The sequence below is a fragment of the Schaalia sp. lx-100 genome (assembly GCF_021083625.1).
Taxonomy (GTDB): domain Bacteria; phylum Actinomycetota; class Actinomycetes; order Actinomycetales; family Actinomycetaceae; genus Pauljensenia.
Genome location: NZ_JAJNRP010000003.1, coordinates 90945 through 113134, shown reverse-complemented (window position 1 = coordinate 113134; position 22190 = coordinate 90945). Strand labels below are relative to the sequence as shown.

The following is a 22190-nucleotide window of genomic DNA, read 5'->3' as shown; positions in this document are numbered from 1 at the left end:
ATATACGTCGTTTGTTAAGGTACCTAACATCCCTTTCCTACGTATGTGTAGAGCGCACGGACTGGATAAGCCGAGGGTGGACAAGCAGCCGTGCTTATGCGTGTATGTGTAGAGCGCGCGCGTGCTGCCTGTTGTCCTACTCATTGTCGTTTTCTTTGAAGGTGCCTGTTTTTGTGTTTTGACCAAATACTGTGGAAACCATTTCTTCAATGCTGGTATGCGCATATGAGCCAAGGAATTGTTCCAGTTCTTGCAAAGAAAACACGCGTGGACCGTCTAAGAATGCAATACAGGCTTCCACTTGTTTTTCTGTTTTTCTTTGGCGTCTCGCCCATGCTTTACGGTACAGGCGTAGCTGTAGGACGTATTCCATGAGATGTTCAGGCGGGGTTTTTGGCCCAACAGGTCGTCCTGTTTTCCAGTCAATAACCATGTCATGACCATTACGATCCCGCAGGACAGCATCCATTCGACCGTGTACTGATATACCTGCAATTTCGATGGAAAAAGGTTCTTCGACAGCCACCGGATTACGGTCTATTAAAATATCTAATTTTTTCCAATGTTTTTGCAGGCGTTCAAGTTTTTCTCGTTCTTTTTCACTTAAAGATTCCGCTTCGGGTAAAGCTTCATCCCATAAAAGCGCACTTGATACTCTTAACTGTTTTTCCACCCATTTGTGGAAAATAGTTCCTAAAGTCGCACTCGATATTGGTTCTGTGGGGATCGGTCTACGTAACATTCGAGCAAATTTTTCAGGGTCTGTGGTTAATGCGGACAGTCGTGTTGCCGCAACCTGATGAATTGGAAGAAGGTTCTGTTTTCTTTGCTCAGCTTGATATTGCCGTTCTTCAAGTAATGCGCGCGTATCTTGTGTCAGTTCTAAACTTTCGCTGACATACTGAATGAAAGAGTCATTTTCTATCTGGAGTGTTTGCTCCTCATTTTCTGAATGCGTACTAATAACAGGCCCTTCATTAGCTGGTAGGGGAATTATTCCTATTAAGGCTCTACGCATTTCTTGTTCATTTGACATTCGTAACGCTTCTTTAAGTTTTTCTTCACGCAAACGTAGTGTCATCAGAAGATCTTTTTCTTGCCGTATATGTGTACGCTCCATATGTTCGTACACTCGTTGCGCAGCTTGAGCGGTGTCGTGACGGCTTCGTCCTGCTTCTGGTGGAAAAAGTTTGATATGAGGTTCAGTCATTGTTGCACGGATGTCATCCTCATTGGGATAGTGGGTTACATGTTGTGTGAGCCTATCTAAGGATTCTTGTTGTTCTTGGCTTGTCAGACCTACAGTAATGTGTTCGCGTTGCTCACATGCTTGCGCGTAGTCGGCGCGAATGTTTTCAGGCGCTGCAGCCAGTAATGTTTCACATGTGCCCTTGTGCGTACTGGTCTCACTGTTATTTCCTGAGGGTAAGGGGCCAGCATTTTCTAAACTCGTTGCTTCCTCACGTATGTCGTTATCGTATTCATTCGTTTTTACGGGTAGCTGTGTAATCTGCGCAATCCACGGTGAGCTTTCGTCGTGTTTTTGTCGAAATGCGCTCAGTAACTCTGCTTGAGCTTCCATAAGGTAACGGGAAGGATAACGTGGTTGTTTCCCATAACCCATCCATGATCCTGTTAGGAACATATGTGTTCGTGCCCGTGTAAAAGCAACATACGCTAAACGCCGTTCTTCACGTTCCGCGTGGGCACCAAAAGCTGGTAATACTTCAGATTCCAGGTGCTGCTTAAAAACAGATGATTCTGTGGCTCTGCTATTACTCGCTTGTACTTCACGGAATTTTTCACTGAAGTATGCGGACATGCTTTCTGTTTCTTCATGTTCGCACAGTGAAGGTAAGTCCTTGTAGTCGCCTCGTAATGGGGCAGGAAGTTCCTCATGTTTCATCAGCCACCCATTGTTCTTTGGCGGATTATCAGTCCAAGGTACAGAGGTTCTTGAACGATGCTCAGGAAATAAAGAATCCACGAGGGAAGCTACTGCCACCGAATCCCATTCCAGCCCTTTTGCTGCATGCACGGTCAATATGTGAACGGCTTTCTCCTCGGGAACAGTCGAAGGCATTTCCAAGCCGTTTTCTTCTTCTTCTGCTATTTCCAGCCATGACAAGAAACCACGCATATGCGCATAAGGTACTTCTGTTTCATATTTCAATGCTGTGTCAACAAAAGCATCCAAGGCTTCACGCCCATTATTTTGCAGGGGATCGGCAATGAGGTCTTCTGTCATTCCAAGTATGCGGATGGCACGTTCTACTTGTTCAGTGAGACTACGACCATTACCTTCACGTATTTTCCTTAATTGCTGTCCGAGTATGCGTACCCGCGTATGTGCTGCTTGAGTAAAGCGTGGTCCACGGCTATCTTTGCACCATCCCACGGGGGGAACATTATCAATGGCGTCCAAGAGGAATACGTTCACATGTTCAGCTTCAGGATCGCGCTGACGAGCAAGTTCACGCGCATAGGCGTGTAATACGGCAATATCTGATGTGCCGATATCGCGTGCAGCAAGCAAACGCATAATCCATCGGGAAGCCCCTACATCTGCGCTCAGCTCCAGTGCTGCACGCACATCCCGTACTGCTGGTTCAGAAAGTAAACCGCCTAAACCGAAAACATAGGTGGAGATTCCTTCATCACGAAGTGCGCGAGCTATTTCAGGAATATCGCGTCTACGCCGACACAATATTGCTGTTGAAGTCCACCGTCGATTATCGTGCCGATCTGAGGGAGGCAAAGGATGGTGAACTTTTTTCACAAAATCAACGAGGTCTTGTATTTGTTTTTCACGTTCAAGCGGGTATGTCAGAGTTACAGTGCCGTTTTCTGCCTGAGGTTGAGGATTCAAAATAGGTGATTTTGCGTAGGTAGAGTGATTGCGCAGTGGCTGGGCAATCGCATTTGCTGCAACGAGAATCTGCCTGCTGTTACGCCAAGCTGTTGATAGTGTCAAAGATTGGCTTTTCATATGGGGGGTACCTGTGTGGAATCGGTGAAGAAAAGATTCTAATGAGGATGCAGAAGCCCCACGCCACCCATAAATGGCCTGGTTTGGGTCCCCGACAGCTGTCACAGGATGATCGTGAAAAATTGTGGATAAAAGTTCCATCTGTACAACTGAAGTATCTTGAAATTCATCCAAGAGTACTGCGCGGTATTCTTGGCGTAATGATTGAACTACTTCAGGGGCTTTATGCACAATTTGAGTTGCAAGAAGTAACTGATCGGAAAAATCAATCAGTCCTTCTTCGCGTTTATAGGCGGCGTATGCTTCAACGAAATCAAGCAGCTGTAGACGCGCACGATTGACTGACAGAATTTTTTTGAGAGGATCGCTAGGCTTTGGTGAAATCTCAGCAAAATCATCGTTGAGGTATTCCAATTCTTTTCTTGCTGATTCAACGCTGAGGTTGTGGTCTGCTATTTGCCCTGAAAGTTGCAGAGTTTTATTCACTATGACCGATAGAGCCATGTCCTCCGGTAAATCATCCTGCCATGACTCCACAATATGTGTCATGATTTCGCAGGCTCGCGCACTACCGATAAGCTGCAAATCAGGGTCCAGATGGATATGCATACCGTGTTCTCGAACAATATTTTGTGCGAAAGAATTGTAAGTGGCAGCGATCGGTTCGCCTTCAATGGAATATCCTGTATTCGCAATAAAATTCTGCAAATCTTGGCGCATTTTATACCCGAGTTCACCTGCAGATTTACGCGAAAATGTCAGACCAAGAATACTCTCTGGCGCGAAACCTTTATTTGCAATAAGCCATAGCACTCGCATAGACATTGTTGTGGTTTTCCCTGCTCCAGCACCAGCAACAACGAGCAGAGGAAGCGTTTCTGATTCAATGACTTTGGCTTGTTCACAAGTAGGTGGGTAAAATTTTTCTCCCTGTGGTGTAGCAAGGGCCTGGACCTTTTTAGCAGTTAAAGAAGAATCTCCTGTGAAAGGATGCGCCTCGGGCATATTAACTATCGAGTGGTTCATTCGATCGTCCTCTTTCCTTCATCATTTGCAGGACACATATGCGCATAAGAGCAGTATCGACAATTTTCCTCTGAAGGTGTTGCAGCATAGTAAGGACCACGCATACTCTCAGATACCGCGTGTATTTCTTCTTCCCATTGCTGAGTCGTTTCTTCGTCAAGGCCCAGTTGATGCGCGTAACGCACATCTTCATTACCAAAAAACACCAAGCGTGCGCTGGTAACGTTATGCCCTTGAGCGCGTAAAGCAAGCTGGTACAAAGCAAGTTGAGGATTATCTGAAGCATCAGCAGGTTTTCTTTTATTCCCACCTTTACCGGTTTTTAAGTCCGTAATCCTTATGCCTTCATCAACATATTCAATTCTGTCAATTTTCCCTTTAATGACAGCATTCCCTAAAGGAAGTTCAACGGGTATTTCCACGTCTACTTTTCCTGGAACTGTGGCAAGATACTCCCCTAAAGCCTGAACAACTTTTTCTGCATGAATTTTTGCTTTACGACCTGAGCCAGTATTCTCATCAAGTTCAAGTTCTCCTGCACGTTTTTCGAATGCTGACTGTAATTCCTCATCTGTTCCGTGGGGGTTCTCCTGCGCGATTGCGTGAATAAGTGTTCCAAGTGCTTGAGCGCTCCCAATAGCCGGTTCAGCAGCGTATTTTTCTAAAAACCATTTGGCACTGCACTGTCGAGCTTTTTCAAAATTAGACGGAGAAATACGAATTTTATGACCTGTATAAACCGGGTCATCACTTGTCACACCTCCACTTCCTGTCCAATATTGCGGATCCGCACGCCACAAATGACAAGAAGCAAGTTCCCCCAGAAGCTGCGTCGCATATTCACGTTCAACACTTGATGTTTCTTGTGTAGCACGGTGACGTAATCGACCGACATGTCCAGTAAAATCCAAAGGCGGAGGCGTTTGCTGAACCCACATTATTTCTTCTTCCTCGTTTCCTTTAGATTCTGAGGAAGTAAAGACATCTAAAAACTGTGAAGGCGCAGAATTTTCTTGTTGCACTGCCCCACAATGAATGAAGTGTGTGCTTCGTGAAAGAGCGAGCGCAAAAAGTCGCCTTTCATCGTCAAGGAGAGAACGCCTAGCTACATGCACATGTCCTTGATGAAGTACGTGTGCGTCATCGGCTGTATCATAAGTGCCCTGAGTAATATACGCGAGGAGTTCAGCGTGAAGTATGCGGTTACGTAAACGCAGATCAGGCCATGTTCCTTCTTCCAGCCCACATATGCACACAACTTCCCAGTGGCGACCAACCGATTGGGCCGGAGTCAGCACTTCGACTCCCTCAGGTCGAATACCCACATTCGTCAATGTGTCAACAGGAAGTGTTTGCATCAAAATTTGCTCAGCAAAATCGGCAGCAGAACTATGCGGATAATGTTTTTCCCACGTATCAGCCACACGAAATAAAGCAAGGACAACATCTAACTGATCGTCGTAGTACACGCTGTCACTGTCATTACGTAAAGCGTATTCTTGCCATTGCTGTGCAACCCCTGTGGCCTCCCATACGCTCCATAAAGCAGCGCTAGGGTTCATATCCCCTAATTTTCCACGTAACTTCCACACTGCGTGCGCGCGTGTCATTTGCTCAGATAAGACACTGAAAGGGGATTCTACTTCGGGATCCACAAGTGTCGAGGATAAAAGATCCGGGTTCCCAACCAGGTCAGTAATCGTGTACGTATGCTGATTTTCTTGTTCACAATCACCTGTCATTTCGCTGATATTCATTTGACGATTAAGCCAGCGTAATGCCCTATTGAGATCTAAAGAGTCAGTTCCGATAAACGGCGAATCTAAAAGAGCTTCCACCCATTGTTCTTCATCATCACCATAAGCATTGACAATCACGTCAAGTAGCGTGCGCGCGGCTGGCTCCGCAGAGAAAGTAAAAGCTTGGCGCGTATTTTTGATGGGTATGCCTGCACGCCGTAAGTACCGGTGCCATTCTTCAACTTGAGCTGTTGATTTTACAATCACAACTTGTTGTCCCCACGCGATACCATCATGCAAATAATGTTGGCGAAGAAGTCGAGATATTGCGGCTCCTAACTGTGGCCCTGACCCATGAATATGCAAAGAAATACCTGAATCTTCATCATCAGTTTTTTCCTGTAATTCACAGGTTTCCTCAGGTGTATCTGCTTGCACACATTCAACCATGCGCCGCCCAAAAGGTCCTGATTGTCCGATCCTGCTAACCACGCGACGCACAAGATCACGTAAAGGCGCATTACCCAGATAAACCGGCCCCAATTCCATTATGTCAACGCCTAAGGCTTGAGCAAGACGTCCATCTAATTGAGGCTCACCACCTCGATAAGTCGCAATAGCCACATCAGGGTCAGAAAAAGCGACGATTCTGCTTCCTAAAGAAGCCGCAGCACACAATAATTCCACTGTTGAGGGAGTACAGTCCTGCAAATCGTCAATAACAATCACAGCAGGAATAGGCGGCTCAGCGAATACACCATATTGTGGAGCCCATTCATGCCAATGACGTAAAAGCATGCCCGCAATATGCTGTAAACGTGATACATCCGCGTTCATCACACCGCGCGTGTGTACTGAAAAACCGTCAGATTCTTCCCATTCTTTCAACAGTCGAGCAGCCGCCACCCATTCGTCATACCCGTATTTTTGTCCTAAGTCATTCAGTTCTTTCGGACTGAGTGCTGCTTCCCCTACTCGCGCAAATAAGTTTCGTAAGTCTGCACGAAAATGCGGTAGCTCCCGTAACTGGGGAGTAACGTGAGAAGGCCAAGGTGCATCAATCTGAGCAAGCATTTCCTCTAAACGTTGATCTGTTCGAGCACCTGTCATCAGTTCAAGGTCCCCTAAAGGATCATTACGCTCTACACGCCAAGTATTCACAATGTGATAAGCCAAAGCAGCAGGTGTACGTACAGGACGAACTGCATCAGGGAGCAAAGTCTGTACCTGAGGTGTCAAATGTGTGGCTCGCAAACGATCTGGCACAAGAAGAAGCACCGTATCTGGATTTGTCGAATAATTCGATGAAACAGAGACACTTCCATGTGACTCTGATGTTTCCTGCGCGCGAGAAATAGATTCAATGAGTGCTATGGCGCACGTTGTTCGACCTGACGCGGGAGCACCACGAACAACAACATGTGATGTTTTTGCTCGTTCAAGCACACATTGCTGTTGTTCATTCAGCTGTGGCAATGCGTATTCTTCACTGCGAGCGGCGTAAATACGTATCGGCGTTTCTGTCATAGTTCCATACTCTCAGACGGCACCTACATCTGCGTACGCTTACCATGGATTAAAGACATTTGTGTCAAACTTGAGGAGAATCTATGAATATCACTGTTGGTCTACGTGCAGTCCCCCGCGAAATCACTCTCGATGTTGATATGACCCACGACGACCTCTTTCATGCCGTTGATGCCGCACTTCAATCAGGCGTGTCATTACGCCTATCTGATACGCGAGGTGAAAAATTTCTTTTCCCAGCCCAATCCATCGGCTACGTACAGGTAGCAGCACAGCAAAAACACCGAGTGGGCTTTTCCATTCAATAAAACACACGCCCTCGCCCTCACCCAATTATCTGGGTTGAGGGCATTTCTCTTATTTCCTTATTTTCTTCAGCGGCAAAATTCGGGCGAATACCCAAAAAATCCACAAAATTCCTACGCGTGTAGCCCTAACCCTGCCATACGATCACTGTGTTGGCGTGTAACTTTTTCGGCAATCTCATCAGCTTTTTCTGGAGTATCAACCAAAGTGGGATGAGTAAACATCGTTGAACGCATCAGGGCAAGAACTTCCCCAGCAACACGACGCGCCCACAGGGACATCCGAGCAGATTCTTCTTCAGTGCTTAGATACGAAGCAACATGCTCCCTCACCCATTGCCCTTGACCCAGATCCCAGGTAGCTTCAGGTAAGACATCATGGTGTGCAGTAAGCTCGGCAAGAAAATCTGTCAAGATTCCAAGAGTGACGTAAGTTTTCACTGAGCGTTCACGCCATGTCGTTGGACGAGTACGCGCATCCAAATCATCAAAAATACCCGAGTAGGCTTCTGCTGCTTTCAGCAAGTCACACTGCCGGTGAGCAGCCCACACTTCAAGTTCTTGGAAGTGAGCAAAAGTTGCAGCCGACATTCGCGCATGTGCCACATGAGCTTCAATTGTTGGGGCTTGATCTCCGTCTTTCGCTAAGCGCGTCATTGCAGCAAGTGCCGCATATGCAACTAACCCAATTACTTCACTTTCACGCGCATTCACTGGCTGATAGTTTTGCTCCATACCGACACCCTAACAACCTTTTCATGTAGACGGGCTTACCTCGCCGTGAAGTGGCTGAAAAGAAAAACGCTCACCCACCCTCAACGTGCATTACAATGAGAGAGTACTGATGCCCGATCGTTTTGGTTTTTCTTCTACGCATATACACAGTGCTTTCAGGTAATTACACGATCGGCTTCCGAATATACCTACGCCATATTCGCTAAAAGGTAAGGCTGACCGTGACTAATTCCTCCCTTCACCATGCGGGTGAACAAACGGAGGCAGGAAAAGCAGATAAACCTGTTTCACCTGCCCCCAGTGATAAACGTTCTTTCGCTGACTTCGGTGTGAGTGATCCTGTTGTTGATGCACTAGCTGACCAAGGAATCACCCATCCTTTTCCTATCCAAGCACTGACTTTGCCACCTGCCCTTGAGCGCCATGACATTATTGGCCAAGCTAAAACAGGAACAGGGAAAACCCTCGGTTTCGTTATCCCCGTATTAGAAGATGTGATTGCCCCTGACGAGGACGGGTACGAGGAATTACTTAATCCTGGCGCCCCTCAAGCTCTCATTATTTTGCCAACTCGTGAGCTCAGTAAACAGGTGGCTCATGATTTAGCTTTAGCTTCCACATATTTATCTACTCGTATTGTTGAAATCTACGGTGGCGTACCTTTTGAACCTCAAATCGCGGCATTACAACGAGGCTGTGACATTGCTGTGGGGACACCTGGCCGTATCCTTGATCTGCTGCGCAAAGGGGTTTTGCATCTCAGCGGTGTGGAAACAGTTGTCCTTGACGAAGCTGACGAGATGCTTGACCTTGGATTCTTACCTGATATAGAAACCATTTTGTCACGCACCCCCGCACATCGTCACACTATGCTGTTTTCAGCCACTATGCCGGGGCCTGTCATCGCTTTGGCACGGAAATTCATGGTTCAACCCACACATATTCGGGCGCAAGACCCTGAAGATCAAGGGGCAACCGTCACTAGCGTAAAACAAGTGGTTTACCGTGTACATGCGTTAAATAAGGTCGAAGTTATCGCTCGTATTTTGCAGGCTGCTCATCGTGATCGGACCGTTATTTTCTGTCGCACAAAGCGCACCGCGGCACGTTTAAATGAGGATCTTACAGAACGCGGTTTCGCTGTCGGTTCTTTACACGGCGATTTAGGTCAGGCAGCTCGTGAACAAGCCATGCGCGCCTTTCGTAATGGGAAAATTGACATCCTTGTTGCTACCGATGTGGCTGCACGTGGTATCGACGTGGACGATGTCACGCATGTCATTAACTATCAGTGTCCTGAAGATGAAAATATTTATATTCATCGCATTGGACGTACCGGTCGAGCAGGCCATTCAGGTACCGCAATTACTTTCGTGGATTGGGAAGATCAGCCACGTTGGTCCCTTATTTCGCAGGCTTTAGATTTGAATATGCCTCAGCCGATTGAAACGTACCATACGTCCCCTCATCTGTTTACTGACCTGAATATTGATCCTTCTGTCACAGGTCGTTTACCGCAATCCCAGCGCATACGTGCGGGGCTTCGTGCAGAGGCTATGGAAGATTTAGGGGGACGACGACGCTCATCTGCACGTTCTTCTCGTACTGCGAGGACACGTCATCCTAAACGCACACTTTCAAAGAAAACACGTACACCACAAAGTGAAGATAAGCAGGACGCACCTACTCGCTCACGTAAACGCAATACTCGTGACGTTTCACGCTCTCATGCGCGTCCGATTCCTTCATCTGAGCATGATACCTACGAGGTACCTCAAAAGAAACGTTCACGGATTCGCCGTCGTAAAACTCGTTCTGAAGGGTAATGACATTTATGAGCTAGTGCGCCTATTCACTGACGTTGGGGATAGGCCGCATATGCCATGTACGAGAAGCATTATCAGTGCTATTCTCATTCATTGTTATACCCCCAGAGAACCGATTTTCACCGGAAATCTCTGGGGGTACAAGCATTCAGGAGGGATAACCCTCACGGTTTTCATCTGATTAATGAATCGGCATCGCTTGCAGTTTCCATACCTCATCAGCATAATCACGTATCGTTCGATCAGAGGAGAATCGACCTGAATTCGTGATATTCACCCATGCTTTACGTGCCCATGCGCGCGTATCAGCATGGTCTGCAGCCATCCGATCTTTAGCCTCACGATAGGCAACAAAGTCACCGAGCACATAGTAGACATCCGCAGGCTCGTACCCTGATTCCAGCAGGGACCAACGCAAATCGTGGAACCATCCTGAACCGTTGTCATCCAAAGTACCGTCAACCAGCGCATCAAGAACTCGACGCAAACCAGGGACATTCTCGTAATGCCACCGTGGATCGTAGTTTTTCTTGAGTTCTGGCAGCTCATCATCGGTGGCGCCAAAAATGTAGGCGTTTTCATGGCCTACGGCTTCCACGATTTCCACATTGGCACCATCGAGGGTTCCCAACGTTAATGCGCCATTCATCATGAACTTCATATTGGAGGTTCCGGACGCTTCCTTACCTGCCATTGAAATCTGTTCAGAAACATCGGCAGCTGGGATGATGTGCTCCGCTGGCGAAACATTGTAGTTGTGGATAAAGACCACTGTGATACGCCCATGAATATCAGGGTCATTATTTACTAGGTCAGCGATAGCGTTAATGAGTTTAATAATCGCTTTCGCTCGCGTATATCCGGGGGCTGCTTTCGCACCGAAAATGAAAACACGCGGAGGTACTTCAACGCTTGGGTCTTCTTTCAAACGGAAATACAGATCTAACACATACAATGCGTTCAACAATTGGCGTTTGTATTCGTGGAGGCGTTTTATTTGAACGTCAAAAATAGCATCCGGATCAATGTCAATGCCTTCACGTTCTTTCACCCAACGAGCAAAATCCACTTTATTGTCATGTTTAATTTGCCAGAGGCGATCAAGCAAAGCATCGTCAGCAGCGTCGGAATACTTTTTCAGCACCGATAAATCTGTCACCCATTCATCTGAACCGGTCACTTCATCGAGCAAAGCTGCTAGTCGTGGATTACATTGTTTGAGCCAGCGGCGAGGGGTGACACCATTGGTCTTGTTATTGAAACGTTCCGGCCAAATATCATGCCATTGTTTCAGTGTTTCACGCTTGATAATTTCTGTATGCAGGGCTGCCACGCCATTAATGGAATACGAGGCGTAGCATGCGATCCACGCCATGCGCACCGTATTGCCTGCTACCGGAGCCATGTAATCAATCGTTGCTTGGTCAATACCGCGTTGCTCCATGTCAATACGGAAACGACGGTCAATTTCGCGGACAATTTCAACGATACGTGGGAACAATCGATCAAAAATCGTCATTTCCCATGTTTCTAAGGCTTCAGCCAATACTGTGTGGTTCGTGTAAGCAAAAGTGCGGCTGACAACAGCCCATGCTTCTTCCCATCCAAGACCGTGTTCGTCCATCAGTAGACGCATGAGTTCAGGGATAGCGAGTACAGGGTGAGTATCGTTGAGTTGAATGGAGTTGTATCGGGCAAAACCGGTGAGGTCATTCCCATGCTGTTCAATGTAGTTGTCCACGATCGCTTGAAGTGAAGCCGAGCAGAAGAAATACTGCTGGCGCACGCGCAGGACTTTACCTTCGTAGGTTGTGTCATTGGGGTAAAGAACACGTGAAATATCATTCGTGCGTTCACGGTCAACAATGGCATCTGTGAAACGCTGCGAGTTGAAAGCATCGTAGTCGAATTCTTCCATCGGCTCGGCTTTCCACAGGCGCAAAGTATTCACGTTTTGCGTACCGTAACCAGTAATTGGCATGTCGTAAGGAATGGCACGCACGTCAAGATCAGCGTAGTGAACAATCCGTTGGTCTTCTTCACGGCGAATAACGAAGGGGTAGCCTTCTTCCATCCACGGATCTGGATGTTCCGTTTGGAATCCATTATCAAAAAGCTGTTTGAAAAGGCCGTATCGGTACAAAATTCCGTACCCTGCAACGGGAAGGTTCAGTGTTGCGCATGAGTCCAGGAAACATGCGGCGAGGCGGCCAAGACCGCCATTGCCGAGTGCTGCATCTGGTTCTTGTTCGAGGACAACAGAAAGGTCTTGTCCGAAAGCGTTGAGGCTCTCACGTGCTTCGTCAAGCATGTCAAGATTTGAGAGGTTGTTCAGCAGGGCACGCCCCATGAGGAATTCTGCGGAAAAGTAATGTTCGAGGCGTCCTGAAGCGTATGTGCGTTCGGTTGCGTGCCAGCGATCAGCAATTCGATCAACGACTGCGGCGGAAAGTCCTTGCCATACTTCCATTGTTGTTGCAGCACGCAGTGGACGTCCTGATCCTGCGCGTACCTGAGATGAGAGTGTCTCGGTCAGGTTATGCGTCATATGTCCTCCTTGTATTCGGAGTCGTAAAGTACGATCCAGTCATACTGTAAACGCTTACTTCCTTTGACACGTAACCTAATGATGTGCAGACACTCACATGAGGTGGAAATAGCTGGTCCTTCTGCAGAGCCTTACAAATCCCTCATAAGAAATGATTAAAACTTTTTTTTACACTTCATGAGACGTATGAGGATAAAGCACCTCTAAGAAGCCTTGTTCCTCAATCTGACGAAAAACATGTTCTGATGTCAGATTTTCACCTAAATGATTCGGTTTACCGCTTCCGTGATAATCAGAAGAACCTGTCACGCATATGCGCAGGTCACGCGCTAAACGTTCCACATCTTTTTTTCCTTGTTCATCATGATCGCGGTGGTCGCGTTCCATGGCGAAAAGACCGGCCTCTGCCATGTGCGCAATAACGTCTTCCCCTAAAAGACGTTGACGCGCCGCTGCCCGAGGATGGGCCAATACCGGTACCCCTCCTGCTGCGCGAATCTTTTGGACCACCTCAACTGGGTCAGGTGCCCAATGGTGAACATAGTAAGGGCCACGCGGGTGAAGCACGTGCACAAAAGCCGCTGAACGATCAGGAAAAATTCCTGCTTCAACGAGGGCATCGGCAATATGTGGGCGACCAATAACTGCGCTTCCATGCGCCTGACGCTGGACATCTGCAAAAGTGATCGGATAATCGGCGGCAATTCTTTCGACGATACGTTGCGCACGTGTCTGACGATCATGGCGAGTTCGTTCGCATATACGCATGATACCGGGATCTGTCGGATTAAAAAGGAATCCTAAAATATGCACTGTTATACCGTCAGCAGAAGCCGAAATTTCTGCGCCTCGCAGCAAAGCAACCCCTGAAGCGCTGACATGTTGCGCTGCTTCATCCCATCCGTCTATCGTGTCGTGATCGGTCAGGCCGACTACGTTAAGACCAGCGCGAGCGGCAGCATACATCAGTTCTTTCGGAGTATCGGTTCCGTCAGATATGGCTGTGTGCGCGTGAGGATCAATACGAAGCATATGTCGAGACTATAGGAAAGTGGCGCCGCATTGCAGGCTTCATCGGTGCGATAATAGATAGCATGACTGCTGATTCCACCTCAGATACTGAAACTTCTGCCACTGTCAATCAATCAATGGCCAGCCGTGGAGAGAACCGCTCTCATCGTCCTGATTCTGCTGCTTTTAAGGATTTTATTGGCTCAAATTGGGGGCCACGTCAGGGTGCCTTACCTGAACGTGAACCGGTTGCCGATTACTTATCTGCCCGCGCAGAATATGCGGGAGCTCCTTTTCCTGCGGAACGCCTTGTCATACCAGCAGGAACTTACAAGACGCGCAACAATGATTGTGCTTACCGTTTCCGAGCTTATTCAGCTTTTGCTCACCTGTCAGGTTTAGGAGCAGAACGTGAGCCTGATGCTGTCATCGTCCTTGAGCCTGCTTCGCTTGATGAGGACGGTAATCCCCAAGGCCCACATGAGGCTGTTTTATTTTTCAAACCTCGTGCCTCACGTTCTTCGGAAGAATTTTATGCGGATGCGCGTTATGGAGAATTTTGGGTGGGTGCACGTCCTTCTTTAGAGGAAGTATCAGCGGCTACGGGCCTGCGTTGTGCTCATATTGATACATTGCGTGATGCTTTAGCTAAAGATGCCGGTCAGGTGTCGTTGCGTGTAATCCGTGACGTGGATACGCAGATTCAAGCAATGGTTGATGAGGTACGGGCACAGGCAGGTTTGCCCGCAGGAAATGACGCACGTGAATATGACGAGCGTTTAGAGGAGCATTTGTCTGAGATTCGCCTGCGTAAAGATCCGTGGGAGATCGCGGAACTCAAAAAAGCGGTTGAAGCCACCCATAAGGGTTTTGATGAGATTATTCGTCAATTGCCACGTGCAGTGAATCATCAGCGCGGCGAGCGTGTCATTGAGGGAGCTTTCGGTGCTCATGCGCGTGAGGAAGGCAATGGTTTAGGCTACGACACGATTGCTGCTTCCGGTAATCATGCAAATACGTTGCATTGGATTGATAATGATGGCCCTGTTCGTGAAGGTGATCTTGTACTTGTCGATGCCGGTGTGGAAGTGGATTCTCTATACACTGCCGACATTACGCGAACTTTACCTGTCAATGGTCGTTTTTCGCGGGTGCAGGCTCAGGTGTATCAGGCTGTTTTGGATGCGTGTGAAGCAGCTTTAGCGCGAGCAAATGAGCCGGGGGCACGTTTCCGTCATTTACATGAGGCCGCTATGCGCGTGTTGGTGGCGCGTTTAGATGAGTGGGGGTTACTGCCTGTTTCACCTGAGGAGGCTTTGTTGCCTTCTGGTCAGCAGCATCGTCGCTGGATGCCGCATGGGACGAGCCATCATTTAGGTCTTGATGTGCATGATTGCGCTCAGGCGCGACGTGAAATGTATCAGGAGGCTTTGCTGGAGCCTGGCATGTGTTTCACCATTGAGCCTGGTTTGTATTTCCGTGCAGATGATTTGCTCGTTCCTGAGGAGTTCCGTGGTATCGGTGTGCGTATTGAGGATGATGTTGTTGTCAACGAGGATGGGTCGGTGACTCGCATATCTGAAAGTATTCCGCGCACGATTGCTGATGTGGAAGCATGGATTGCGCAGGTTCAAGGCTGATTTTATGTGTATGTCGCTGATTATAAGCTGATTGAGGCAGGGGTGTGCTGTGTATTTGCTGTACTCAGCACACCCTCAGTGTGAATGTGGGAGGCGACGAAGTTCCGCTTATTATTTTGCTCTTTGCGCATAGGATGTCCCAACAGGCAGAGTGCAATGAGATGATTGTGGAACTATCCTTTCCTCGCGTTTTCCTTAGATTTTTCTCAATTTTTATCTGGCCAGTTGGGTTTGAAAGCCATTCCGTAAACTGTCATGTCTTGCGACAGGATTTGGTTGAGTTGAGGTATGGATAGTAGTTCTTCACTTTCACCGGTTTCAACGTTGTAGCGCCTAAGTGTGAAAGGTCCATCTGTTTCTTCCCCGCTGGGTCCAAGAGCATACACGTACCCGTCCCGCACACGGTATTCACTCCAAAAATAACTCTTGTAGACCGGAACTTGCGGCTTTTCATGCGTGACTCCTGTTGTCAGGTCTGTTGTAAACACCTGACCATTACGAGCAAAAAACGTGTAAGAATTCCCTTTTTGCTCACCCTCGAACACTCCGGAATCATCTCTATCTATCTCAATGTTGTGACCTTCTTCGTCATGTAGTTGCATGTAGCTTCGCGTACCGGTATCCATGTCCCACACTTGCATATACAGTGATGCCCACAGCGGCCGCTGTCTAACTTTCTCAGCGTTTGGATCAAGAGGCTCATCCTTATCGGCTGGGATATATAACTTGTTACCGATGCACGGAAAATCGAGTGCGCCTGCATTCATATTCGTATCCTCCACACTCACCGCAAGAATCTTCGGATGCAAAGTACTTTCGCGGGGATACACCTGAACAAGAACTGCGTATTTATCTCCCTTTTCGCTTTCAGGAACCTCCGAACCAATATTCGGCAGCTCTTTTGCCATACGCGCGGCTTCAGCGGAAAGTTGTGGAGACAAGCGAGTATCTGTGACTGCAAGAATACGATCCCCACACTGTCCCATCACCATATAAGCACCTGGAATATCAATAACCTCCACACCACTGGTGTCACCTGCCACGATACGTTGCAAGTATCCGTCAGGAGTGCCACCACTGTTATAAAAGGAAATAAAACCTTTCCCATCAGGGCTGAGAAAACGCGACAGTTCACGACTTTCTTTAACCCCACGTGGCAGAGTCGTCACACCATCATCAGAAAGCAGATACTCATTTTCAGGCCCACCAAAATACACACCCGCATCAGACCACAGGGGACGCCCCTGTTCCATTCGTCCAACATTCAGAGCTTGAATACTGCCATCAGCATGCACTAATACAAGGTAACCCACGTTCTTTGGCAAAATTGATTTTTCTTGAGAATCATGTCCCGCCTGCACAACCATCACGACATCACGCAGTGAGGCTTCCTGCATACTCACACGATGAGCAGGACCACACCCCGCCAGCAACGCACACAAAGCAGCCACACACGCAGTAATAAAACGTTTTCCACGCATGATCTACTCCTTCGATAAACACCCACATGCGAAATTCTGAAACACAAACGAACACATAAACCCTGAGGCATCATCACCTCAACAAAAAGAAAACACCGGCGTAACTATCGGCCCAATCCAACCCAACAGAAACCAAAACCCATATTCTCAGTCGCGGCCCCTCAAACAAGAAACCCTACGCATACACAGCATGACACAGGAATAAAGAAAAACAGATAGTTTTACTCTCCCTTGGCTTCGCGTCTCACTCCCCCTCAAAATTTCTCACTTCACTTTATTCAGCCACTCAGGGTTGAAAGCCATACCAAAAACCCACATGTCTTCCGTAAGAAGCTTATGAAATTCAGGAATTGTAAGAATTTCCTTGCTTTCACCGGTTTCAACGTTGTAACGCTTGAGAGCGAAAGAAGCATCTGTCCCTTCCCCGCTGGGTCCGAGAGCATACACGCACCCATCCCGCACACGGTATTCACTCCAAAAAGAATTCTCATAAATCGGTATTTGCACTTTTTCATGCGTGACTCCTGTTGTCAGGTCTGTTGTAAACACTTGACCATTACGAGCAAAAAACGTATAGGTATTCCCTTTTTGCTCGCCTTCATAGGGCCCCGCATAGTTATCATTCAGCTCAATACTTTGGCCTTGCTCATTGTGTAACGGCATGTACGTGCGCTGGCCTGTACTAATATCCCACACCTGCATATACACGCTTCCCCATCGAGGGTCCTGCTCTTGCTTAGGAGCATCCGAATTCCCTCTCTTATGTGCGGGGATGTACAAAGTGTTATCAATACAGGGAAAATCCACTGCCCCGGCACTCATATTCGCGTCTCGCTTGCTCACACCAACGATCTTTGGATGTAAATCACCTTCACGGGGATACACCTGAACAAGAACGTCGTAACCTTCTTCTTTATCACTTTCAGGAACTTCTGAGCCAATATCCGGCAGCTCTTTTGCCATGCGCTCAGCCTCAGCAGAAAGCTGAGGTGCGATACCTGTATCTGTTAGAGCAAAAATACGATCACCGCATTGCCCTACTGTTGTGTAGATTCCAGGCACATCAAGTGTTTCTACGCCTTGAGCATCACCGGCCACAATGCGCTGCATATACCCATGCGGGTCGCCTCCACTGTTGTAAAAGGAAATAAAACCTTTCCCGTCGGGAGTAAGGAAACGCGAAATTTCATGTCGTTCTTCCTCACTACGAGCAATTGTTGTGAGAGCATCCGCTGAAAGTAAATATTCGTTTTTAGGCCCACCAAAATACACACCCGCGTCAGACCACAGAGGCCGAGCAGTAGCCATCAACCCGACATCTACTGTTCGGTAAGTACCGTCAGCATGTACTAAAAGTAAGAATCCTGCCTTTTGAGGAAAAAAGGACTGGGTATCTACCTGATTTCCTACCTGTACAACCATCACAACATCACGCAGTGAGGCTTCCTCCATACTCACGCGATGAGCAGGACCACACCCCGCCAACAACACACACAAAGCAGCCACACACGCAGTAATAAAACGTTTTCCAGACATACTATCTGTTCCCTACTGAAAATTTCGCTCTTATAAACACAAATTTTTATGAATTCACAATCCAGTTCACTGCAGTCAAAGGCGAGTCACGAATATCCCGCGGATACACACCTGGACCACCATTACCATCCAAATCAATACCAACCGATTTGTAATAGGCAAGCCACACGAGCTGAGAGCAGTTCAATTTATCCGGTTTGAGTGATTTATTTGCCCAGAAAACCATGTTATAGGGGTAGTCTCTCAGGTTGTTATAAGCATAATCCGCAGCAATATTACGTTTGACCTGATTCGTTTTCACTTCCAGCAGAAGTGTTCCTCTGAGGACTTGAAGGTCATAGTGCCATTTCCAGTCACTTTTCTTCCCTATTCCAGAGGCTTCAACCAACCAGCGTTTATCACAATACAAACCGACATGTCCCCAGTTCGCCCCAGAACTACCCGCATCCGTGTAGTAAATATCGCCTTTGTTGTATGAAGTAGGAAGGTAAACAAGACCAGGTCCTGCTGATCGGAAGCTGCTTCCCTGATTTCCACTTTCCACAGCAAGCGCATGCTGTTCGCGTAGCTCCATCAATGCTTGATCTAAAAGTTCAGACTGAGTTTTCCCTGTCTCTTGGGAATACTCCTCCAAATGAGTACGCACTTCCTCACGAGTAAGCTCATACGGATTCAAACGAATAATCTCATCAATCTTCACATCATCATCACTTGCCGCATAAGCAGCCCCCGACGCAATAAATAACCCACACGAACACACCACCGACATACACGCAGTAATAAAACGTTTTCCACGCATGATCTACTCCTTCGATAAACACCCACATGCGAAATTCTGAAACACAAACGAACACATAAACCCTGAGGCATCATCACCTCAACAAAAAGAAAACACCGGCGTAACTATCGGCCCAATCCAACCCAACAGAAACCAAAACCCATATTCTCAGTCGCGGCCCCTCAAACAAGAAACCGTACGCTCACACACAGCATGACACAGACACAAAGAAAAAACAAGCACTTTTACAAAAATCTTAAAAACGGCACAAAAATTCCATAATAAAAGTAAGGCTTGCCGCTTTATAGAAACAGCAAGCCTTACACAACAACACCTCACGGAGCGGGACAAGAAATCATTGTCTTTTTACTCCCCTATACTCCGCGTGGCGCGACAGTCACAATCTACACCTCGTGAGTATCAGAGATCTCAGTCGCCTTACTTGAAGCCGTCTGCTGATCGTTCATCTCATTTCCATCCAGACGCACACCAAAACGCGGCTGTTCATCAGGACGCGACCCATATTCTGTTGGACCACTCAACTCAGCCCTACGCGAACGTCGAGGAGCCGGACGCATCTGATTACCCCGCGTATTTTGTAAAAGCTGGAAAGCCTTATCCACTTCAGCAGAAGCCAGAACAGCGTAACGCGCCGCTACTACCTGTGAACGCGACGTGAAATCACGTTTACCGCCCGATAGTGCGTAACTTAAAGTTGACATCACCATCCCCAGCAAAGCGCCTCCACCCAAAGCAAATGACAAAAGCATCCACGGCATCGTTGCCTGCTGATTACCAAAGAAAGTAATGAAACCAATACACCCGCCCCACAGGAAACCTGTCATCGCACCCGACAAGGCCACCGTCGCCATTGTGCGTCGTCCAGTTACCCGCTCCACCATGAATAAATCAGTCCCCACAATTGTGATATTTTTAATATCGAATTGAGTATCTGACAGATAATCCACTGCGGCTTGCGCTTCCGCATATGTTTTATATGATGCAACCTCAACACCATCAGGTAAATGCGGGCCACTCATCATTTCTCCAGTTCGTTGAATCATAGGTCGCACCCTTTCCTCATTGTGGACACAAAAGCGCTCACAAGCGCGTATAGCTCCACTTTCTTTTAGATATCAGCCTAGGCTGTTCTTGTGAGCACTGCACCCTTGGAAATCGCAACCCGTCGCCGCCGTATCTACATCGGCAAGCTCGTAGGCACCGGCGTTTTTGACCCATTGGGCGACAAAGTAGGTAAAATCCACGATGTCGTTGTAGCTTTCCGCCTCAACACAGTGGCCAATGTCATTGGATTCGTTGTAGAAGTAGGGCCACGCAAACGCGTATTCCTCCCCATGACACGAGTCACCGCCATTGAATCTGGTTCCATCATCACCACAGGCCTGCTCAACATTCGCTCATTTAAGCAACGCCCCATTGAAACACTGGTTGTTTCAGAACTTTTTGACCGAGTTGTCCGCCTCAGCGAAGATGACAGCGAAGTACGTGTCCTTGACGTCGCAATGCAGCAACGCCGTCCCCGTGACTGGGTAATCGACATGTTACACGTTCAGCGTGTACGCACCACTCCTCTAGGTTTCCGACGAGGAGGCGAAACACTCACCGTCAATATTACGGATATCACCGGTTTGTTACGCACTGACACAAACCAAGGAGCAACAGCCCTCATTCAACAAACAGAAGATATGAAAGCCGCAGACCTCGCGGACTTCATACATGACCTACCTGCAGACCGACGTATCGCCGTCGCACAGGCGCTAACCGATGCCCGTTTAGCTGACGTCCTTGAAGAACTCAGCGAAGAAATCCGCGTGGAAATCGTCTCACTCCTTGACGCTTCACGCGCAGCAGATGTTCTCGATGTCATGCAACCTGATGACGCAGCCGACCTTGTTTCTGAGCTCCCCGTAGAACGTGCACAAAAACTGCTGGGACTTATGGAACCAGAAGAAGCAAAAGACGTACGTCGCCTCCTGCGTTACCAAGAGTCCACAGCAGGTGCTCTCATGACCACAGAACCGGTGGTTTTGCCACCTGATGCCACTGTCGCCCAAATGCTTGCCGCTGTACGTCGTGAAGATTTATCTGTTTCTTTAGCAACCGCTGCGTTCATTACACGCCCACCTTTAGAAACACCTACTGGACAATTCTTAGGAATGGTCCACATTCAACGCGCACTACGCGAACCACCCCACACACAAGTCGGTACCATTGTGGATACGGACATTGAATTAGTTTCACCCGAAGACCACGTCGCTAAAGTCACCCGACTGCTTGCAACATACAACCTCACGGTTCTGCCTGTCGTTGATACAGACGGGCATTTACATGGCGCAGTTTCAGCTGATGACGTTCTTGACGAACTATTACCTGATGATTGGCGTAACTTTGATGACGAGGTCACGGACCGACTGATGGCAAGGAGCATAGATGGCTGATCGTCTTGATACACCAGCAGAACGCCGTCAATTTCGACTGCCTCGCATTAACCTTGAGTCTGAGCGCATAGGTCGTGGCGCAGAACTCATTGCCCGTTTCAGCGGAACCCCCCAGTTCTTGGTGTACCTCACGCTTTTCGTTGTCGCTTGGATCGGGTGGAACACTCTCGCACCACAAGCATGGCAATTTGACCGCGCAGATTTAGGTTTTACTGCGCTCACACTCATGCTTTCCTTACAAGCATCATATGCTGCTCCTTTGATTTTGTTAGCCCAAAACCGGCAAGATGATCGTGACCGCGTCCAAGCTCAACAAGATCGCCAGCGTGCTGAACGAAACCTTTCAGACACCGAGTACCTCACACGTGAAATAGCTGGTTTACGTATCGCAATGGGCGATATGGCTACACGTGATTTTGTTCGCTCAGAATTGCGTGACACACTCGAAGAACTCCGTGAACACATTGAACGCCTCAGCGCTCTTACTCAAGAAAACACAAGCCCTTCAGCTTGCGGCCCTGATGAAACTCTCGCACGCACAGAAACAACGGAGACTGCAACCTCGTAAGTGTTTTACCCCAATTACCCCT

Annotated in this window: 14 protein-coding genes; 5 read left to right on the top strand and 9 right to left on the bottom strand. The window is 47.9% G+C overall.

Features of this window, described 5'->3' with window-relative positions; all coding sequences use genetic code 11:
• Window positions 1-136 precede the first annotated feature (136 nt).
• Together LRP54_RS03285 and LRP54_RS03280 are read right to left on the bottom strand one after the other, a co-directional pair.
• Window positions 137-4015, bottom strand: coding sequence for an ATP-dependent helicase (locus tag LRP54_RS03285; protein WP_231234944.1), 3879 nt, complete (start codon window positions 4013-4015; stop codon window positions 137-139).
• Window positions 4012-7281, bottom strand: coding sequence for a PD-(D/E)XK nuclease family protein (locus LRP54_RS03280; protein WP_231234943.1), 3270 nt, complete (start codon window positions 7279-7281; stop codon window positions 4012-4014). The genes LRP54_RS03285 and LRP54_RS03280 overlap by 4 nt, the downstream gene beginning before the upstream one ends.
• A gap of 83 nt (window positions 7282-7364) precedes the next feature.
• On the opposite strand from LRP54_RS03280, the gene LRP54_RS03275 reads away from it, so the two are divergent.
• The gene (locus tag LRP54_RS03275; RefSeq protein WP_231204328.1) at window positions 7365-7589 is read left to right on the top strand and encodes a DUF3107 domain-containing protein; all 225 of its coding nucleotides are present in this window, start codon (window positions 7365-7367) and stop codon (window positions 7587-7589) included.
• A gap of 111 nt (window positions 7590-7700) precedes the next feature.
• Here the strand turns inward: LRP54_RS03275 and LRP54_RS03270 are convergent, their stop codons facing one another.
• The gene (locus tag LRP54_RS03270) at window positions 7701-8321 is read right to left on the bottom strand and encodes a ferritin-like fold-containing protein (protein ID WP_231234942.1); all 621 of its coding nucleotides are present in this window, start codon (window positions 8319-8321) and stop codon (window positions 7701-7703) included.
• A gap of 221 nt (window positions 8322-8542) precedes the next feature.
• On the opposite strand from LRP54_RS03270, the gene LRP54_RS03265 reads away from it, so the two are divergent.
• A complete protein-coding gene (locus LRP54_RS03265; protein WP_231234941.1) occupies window positions 8543-10147 on the top strand; it encodes a DEAD/DEAH box helicase in 1605 nt (534 codons plus the stop codon).
• 181 nt (window positions 10148-10328) lie between these two features.
• On the opposite strand, the gene LRP54_RS03260 is transcribed toward LRP54_RS03265, so the two are convergent.
• Both LRP54_RS03260 and LRP54_RS03255 read right to left on the bottom strand, forming a co-directional pair.
• Window positions 10329-12695, bottom strand: a complete 2367-nt coding sequence (locus LRP54_RS03260) for a glycogen/starch/alpha-glucan phosphorylase (protein WP_231234940.1) — start codon at window positions 12693-12695, stop codon at window positions 10329-10331.
• A 168-nt stretch (window positions 12696-12863) separates the two neighbouring features.
• A complete protein-coding gene (locus LRP54_RS03255) occupies window positions 12864-13727 on the bottom strand; it encodes a PHP domain-containing protein (protein ID WP_231234939.1) in 864 nt (287 codons plus the stop codon).
• A 62-nt stretch (window positions 13728-13789) separates the two neighbouring features.
• Between LRP54_RS03255 and LRP54_RS03250 the strand changes: the two genes are divergently transcribed.
• A complete protein-coding gene (locus LRP54_RS03250) occupies window positions 13790-15346 on the top strand; it encodes an aminopeptidase P family protein (RefSeq protein WP_231234938.1) in 1557 nt (518 codons plus the stop codon).
• A gap of 206 nt (window positions 15347-15552) precedes the next feature.
• Here the strand turns inward: LRP54_RS03250 and LRP54_RS03245 are convergent, their stop codons facing one another.
• The 4 genes from LRP54_RS03245 to LRP54_RS03230 all read right to left on the bottom strand — a co-directional run bounded on the left by LRP54_RS03245 (window position 15553) and on the right by LRP54_RS03230 (window position 20205).
• On the bottom strand, window positions 15553-16827 hold the full coding sequence (locus LRP54_RS03245) for a hypothetical protein (protein WP_231204316.1): 1275 nt from the start codon (window positions 16825-16827) through the stop codon (window positions 15553-15555).
• A gap of 264 nt (window positions 16828-17091) precedes the next feature.
• A complete protein-coding gene (locus tag LRP54_RS03240; protein ID WP_231204314.1) occupies window positions 17092-18363 on the bottom strand; it encodes a hypothetical protein in 1272 nt (423 codons plus the stop codon).
• A 46-nt stretch (window positions 18364-18409) separates the two neighbouring features.
• Window positions 18410-19162 carry a hypothetical protein gene (locus LRP54_RS03235; protein ID WP_231204312.1) on the bottom strand — a complete coding sequence of 251 codons (753 nt, stop codon included), beginning with the start codon at window positions 19160-19162 and terminating at the stop codon, window positions 18410-18412.
• Between the two features lie 383 nt (window positions 19163-19545).
• Window positions 19546-20205 carry a general stress protein gene (locus LRP54_RS03230; protein ID WP_231204309.1) on the bottom strand — a complete coding sequence of 220 codons (660 nt, stop codon included), beginning with the start codon at window positions 20203-20205 and terminating at the stop codon, window positions 19546-19548.
• Between the two features lie 90 nt (window positions 20206-20295).
• Here LRP54_RS03230 and LRP54_RS03225 point away from each other — a divergent pair, with 90 nt between their 5' ends.
• The gene (locus tag LRP54_RS03225) at window positions 20296-21600 is read left to right on the top strand and encodes a magnesium transporter MgtE N-terminal domain-containing protein (protein WP_231204307.1); all 1305 of its coding nucleotides are present in this window, start codon (window positions 20296-20298) and stop codon (window positions 21598-21600) included.
• Window positions 21593-22168 carry a DUF1003 domain-containing protein gene (locus LRP54_RS03220; protein ID WP_231204305.1) on the top strand — a complete coding sequence of 192 codons (576 nt, stop codon included), beginning with the start codon at window positions 21593-21595 and terminating at the stop codon, window positions 22166-22168. Before LRP54_RS03225 ends, LRP54_RS03220 begins: the two co-directional genes overlap by 8 nt.
• Window positions 22169-22190: the final 22 nt, after the last annotated feature.

Coding starts and splice junctions, on each gene's coding strand:
- LRP54_RS03285 (WP_231234944.1), bottom strand. CDS start 4,015: ATGAACCACTCGATAGTTAATATGCCCGAGGCGCATCCTTTCACAGGA.
- LRP54_RS03280 (WP_231234943.1), bottom strand. CDS start 7,281: ATGACAGAAACGCCGATACGTATTTACGCCGCTCGCAGTGAAGAATAC.
- LRP54_RS03275 (WP_231204328.1), top strand. CDS start 7,365: ATGAATATCACTGTTGGTCTACGTGCAGTCCCCCGCGAAATCACTCTC.
- LRP54_RS03270 (WP_231234942.1), bottom strand. CDS start 8,321: ATGGAGCAAAACTATCAGCCAGTGAATGCGCGTGAAAGTGAAGTAATT.
- LRP54_RS03260 (WP_231234940.1), bottom strand. CDS start 12,695: ATGACGCATAACCTGACCGAGACACTCTCATCTCAGGTACGCGCAGGA.
- LRP54_RS03255 (WP_231234939.1), bottom strand. CDS start 13,727: ATGCTTCGTATTGATCCTCACGCGCACACAGCCATATCTGACGGAACC.
- LRP54_RS03250 (WP_231234938.1), top strand. CDS start 13,790: ATGACTGCTGATTCCACCTCAGATACTGAAACTTCTGCCACTGTCAAT.
- LRP54_RS03245 (WP_231204316.1), bottom strand. CDS start 16,827: ATGCGTGGAAAACGTTTTATTACTGCGTGTGTGGCTGCTTTGTGTGCG.
- LRP54_RS03240 (WP_231204314.1), bottom strand. CDS start 18,363: ATGTCTGGAAAACGTTTTATTACTGCGTGTGTGGCTGCTTTGTGTGTG.
- LRP54_RS03235 (WP_231204312.1), bottom strand. CDS start 19,162: ATGCGTGGAAAACGTTTTATTACTGCGTGTATGTCGGTGGTGTGTTCG.
- LRP54_RS03230 (WP_231204309.1), bottom strand. CDS start 20,205: ATGATTCAACGAACTGGAGAAATGATGAGTGGCCCGCATTTACCTGAT.
- LRP54_RS03220 (WP_231204305.1), top strand. CDS start 21,593: ATGGCTGATCGTCTTGATACACCAGCAGAACGCCGTCAATTTCGACTG.